This is a genomic window from Synechococcus sp. R3-13 (assembly GCF_047462195.1).
GTDB lineage: Bacteria > Cyanobacteriota > Cyanobacteriia > Thermostichales > Thermostichaceae > Thermostichus.
Genome location: NZ_JANSIO010000150.1, coordinates 1 through 3,461 on the forward strand (window position 1 = coordinate 1; position 3,461 = coordinate 3,461).

A 3,461-nucleotide genomic window follows, 5' to 3' on the forward strand; every position below is an offset into this window, starting at 1 on the left:
ATCTCGCAGGGACAGGGGGTGGGGATCGTACCCTTGCATCCACGGGCGGCAGCGGAGAGCTTTCTAGCCCAGTTCGGCCAAACCTTAGCCATCCGCCCCGATGGGGCTTTCGGGGCTTTGCTGCGCTTCAATCCCGACTACACCCGCAGCCTCTCCATCGTCAGCAATACCGGCAACAGCGAGGAGATTTTGAGAACCCAGGGATCCATCCTGAAAGGGGCTTTTTCCCCTCGGGCGCCCATCTTCTACGCCTTGGTCAGTGAGGTCTCTCACGTTAGCGGTGCGGAGCATTATTCTGTTGGCGAGGTCGCGATGGACTCCCCCAGCTACACCGAGTCGCCCCGCCTGCTGGCGATAACGCTCGGCACTGAAGCAGGCAACGCCATAGAGGTGGTTCGAGCCACCTATCCCGTCGATCTGGACTTCAGCATTTCCCCGGATGGACGCATGCTGGCCTACACGCTCTTGGAACCGTTCCCAGGGATCCCGGATCCCTCGGCTCCCCTTAGCCGTAGCGGGCAAGCCATCATGGCCTCGCAAGTGTGGTTGGTGGATTTGCAGGACGGGCTGCCCATTCCTGATGGACAAAGTGGTTCGCACCGCTGGCGGGAACGCCGCCTACCGCTGGGCAGCAGCGCCCTAGCCTGGATCCCTTAGGGCGAGAAAGCCACTTGGAGAACAAACCTGCCTAGAATCAAGACAGGGTGTGCGAGGAGAGGTGATATGCGGCTCATTGACGAGCAGGGGCGGCTTTTGGGAAAGGTCAGCCTCTTGGATCTGGGAGCTCTGGCAATTGTGGTGGTGGCCATTGTCGCCGTCTTGTTCTTTCCGGGTCGGCAGGCGGGCAGTGTCGTCCAGGTGGGAGGTGGCCCCACGCTGCCGGTGGAAGTGGACATGATTGTGCGCGGGGTCAGCAGCCGCTCTATGGAACCTTTTCAGGCGGGGCAGAAGGCTGACCTGATCATCCGCAACCAGCCCTACGGCCAGGTGGAGGTGGTGCGAGTGGAAAATGTCAGCCGCACGGTGCCGGTGGTTTTCCCCGATGGGCGGGTGCAGAACTTGCCCGATCCCGAAGCCTATCGCCTCGATCTGGTGTTTACCTTGCGAGGGCGCGGCCAGCGGACGGAGAATGGCATCGTCCTGGGCAACAATCGCGTCAAAATCGGTGTTCCCCTAGAGCTAGAGACCTTTGGCTACAACTTGCGCGGCACCGTGATGGACGTGCGGCTGCCGCAATCGTAGAGGATGTCAACTCCAATGCAGCTACAGGAAATTGCCCAAAAATTGGGGTGTGCCTACGAGGGGGATCCCACCCTGGAAATTCACAGCGTGGCCAGCCTGGCGGAGGCTCGCCCAGGGGAGCTGAGCTTTCTCAGCGAGGCCCGCTACCTACCTCTCTTGGAGCAAACCCAGGCCAGCGCCGTCATCGTGGAGGAAGGGCTGGCTTTGCCCTGTTCCATTGCCTGCTTGCGGGGCAGGGATCCCCGTCTGCTCTTTGCCCAGGCCATTGAGCTGTTTTACCAGCCCTACCGCCTACCGGTGGGGATCCATCCTACAGCGGTGGTGGATGCCAGCGTCCAACTGGGGGAGGGGGTGGCCATCGGGCCGCACGCAGTGGTGATGGAGGGAGTGAAAATTGGCGACCACACCCAAATTCACCCCAATGTCACCATCTATCCCCACGTGCGGATTGGATCCCGTTGCCAGCTCTTGGCCAATTGCGTCATCCACGAGCGCACAGAAATTGGCGACGACTGTCTGATCCACAGCGGCGCTGTCATTGGCGACGACGGCTTTGGCCACATTCCTCTGGCAGATGGCTCCTGGCGGCGCATGCTCCAAGCGGGACGGGTGGTGCTAGAGGATAACGTAGATGTAGGCAGCAACACCACCATCGACCGGGCCGCCGTTGGCGAGACCCGTATTGGCCGCGGCACCAAGATCGACAACCTGGTGCAAATTGGCCACGGCGTGCGCACCGGATCCCACTGCCTGATCGTGGCTCAGGTGGGCATTGCCGGCAGCACCCAATTGGGCCACCACGTCATCTTGGCCGGGCAATGTGGCTTGGCCGGGCACCTGCACATTGGCGATGGCGTGCGTGTAGCCGCCCAGACAGGTGTCACCAGCGATATCCCTGCTGGTCAAACGGTGGCCGGCTACCCCCACCAACCCATTGCCGAGTGGCGCAAGAGCATGGCTGTCCAGCGGCACTTGCCTGAGCTGCAACGCACCTTGCGCAAGCTGGAAGCTCGTGTGGCCAAGCTGGAACAGAACGAGGAATCATAAGAGACGGCAAAAGACGTGGATCCACATACGTCTCCCGCCTTGTCCTGTCGGCCCTAGCTCTGCTCCAGCAACGACCGCTTTCAACACCTGGTCTGGGCTAGCTGCAATCACAACTTCCTGTTGGGCGCGATTGTAGGGGGATCCACCCAGGGTGGCCGCTTGTAAGGTGGGGATCCCGCTTGCCAAGCCGAAAAGCAGCACCGCTATCACCACCAAAAGTTTCCAGAAAGACATGCGGACAAAAGGAGAAGTTTACATCTCTTATTATGCCTTTCAGTTAGTAGAACGCTCCTGTTATCACCCTGTCAGCCTGAAGCAGAGCACCTGCCGGCGGTTCTATCGATGGGTTAGCCTACAGCTAATTCACTTGCCCCGAGTGCAAAAATGCTGGCCCAAGAAAAACTCCAAGAGAAAGCCGAGGAAAAGATTACTCCCCTCACCCGCCAGCAACTGGCGGAGCTCATGCCCTCGGCCCAGGGGCTGCTCAGCGATGAACCCGAAATGGAACACTCCCTGCATGCCCTGCAGCTTTTGATTCTGGTCAGCTGCCTCGCCCGCCTCTGGCAAGACCGCAACGACTACTTCCTCGCCTGGAACCTCACCGTCTACTACAGCCGAGAGCAACTCAAAAATAAAGACTTCCGCGGGCCAGATCTGTTTTTGGTCAAAGGGGTAGAAAACCGCCCCCGCCCTTCTTGGGTGGTGTGGGAAGAAGGTGGCAAATACCCGGACTTGATCATCGAGCTGCTTTCGGAATCGACTGCCAAAGTGGATCGGGGTGAGAAGCGGGAGCTTTACGAAAGGATTTTCAGGACACCGGAGTACTTTTACTATTCTCCGGAGACGCAGGAGTTTATGGGTTTGCGACTGAGGGGGGAGAAGTACGAGGAGATTGAGCCAACGGAGCAGGGCTGGCGCTGGAGCGAGATGCTGGAGCTGTATCTGGGGATCCATAACCAACAACTGCGCTACTTTTTCCCCAATGGGGAGCTGGTGCCTACTCCTGAAGAAGCTGAGAGAATCGAGCGCCAACGTGCTGAGCAAGAGCGACAGCGAGCAGAGCGCCTGGCCCAGAAGCTGCGGGAGCTGGGGGTGGATCCCGATACCTTGTAAGGGTAAAGAGAGGAGAACTGGCAATGAGTGACATACTCCCGACCCCGACTGCTGGCAGT

At 59.5% G+C, this 3,461-nt stretch carries 4 protein-coding genes and 1 pseudogene; 4 read left to right on the forward strand and 1 reads right to left on the reverse strand.

Features of this window, described 5'->3' with window-relative positions; genetic code table 11:
* The 3 genes and pseudogenes from NW856_RS04795 to lpxD form a co-directional block, all read left to right on the forward strand.
* Positions 1 to 657 (forward strand): annotated as a pseudogene (locus tag NW856_RS04795) (hypothetical protein); the annotation flags it as partial.
* 66 nt (positions 658 to 723) lie between these two features.
* Positions 724 to 1,242: a DUF4330 domain-containing protein gene (locus NW856_RS04800; RefSeq protein WP_414342569.1), complete on the forward strand. Its 519-nt coding sequence runs from the start codon at positions 724 to 726 to the stop codon at positions 1,240 to 1,242.
* 15 nt (positions 1,243 to 1,257) lie between these two features.
* On the forward strand, positions 1,258 to 2,289 hold the full coding sequence (lpxD, locus tag NW856_RS04805; RefSeq protein WP_414399361.1) for a UDP-3-O-(3-hydroxymyristoyl)glucosamine N-acyltransferase: 1,032 nt from the start codon (positions 1,258 to 1,260) through the stop codon (positions 2,287 to 2,289).
* Here the strand turns inward: lpxD and NW856_RS04810 are convergent.
* The gene (locus NW856_RS04810) at positions 2,284 to 2,523 is read right to left on the reverse strand and encodes a hypothetical protein (protein ID WP_414399360.1); all 240 of its coding nucleotides are present in this window, start codon (positions 2,521 to 2,523) and stop codon (positions 2,284 to 2,286) included. The genes lpxD and NW856_RS04810 overlap by 6 nt on opposite strands.
* Positions 2,524 to 2,715: 192 nt before the next feature.
* Here NW856_RS04810 and NW856_RS04815 point away from each other — a divergent pair, with 192 nt between their 5' ends.
* Positions 2,716 to 3,402, forward strand: coding sequence for a Uma2 family endonuclease (locus tag NW856_RS04815; protein WP_414342578.1), 687 nt, complete (start codon positions 2,716 to 2,718; stop codon positions 3,400 to 3,402).
* Positions 3,403 to 3,461 lie beyond the last annotated feature (59 nt).

Bases quoted from the DNA above. Each gene is read 5' to 3' on its own strand.
- NW856_RS04800 (WP_414342569.1), top strand. From the start codon at position 724: ATGCGGCTCATTGACGAGCAGGGGCGGCTTTTGGGAAAGGTCAGCCTC.
- NW856_RS04810 (WP_414399360.1), bottom strand. From the start codon at position 2,523: ATGTCTTTCTGGAAACTTTTGGTGGTGATAGCGGTGCTGCTTTTCGGC.
- lpxD (WP_414399361.1), top strand. From the start codon at position 1,258: ATGCAGCTACAGGAAATTGCCCAAAAATTGGGGTGTGCCTACGAGGGG.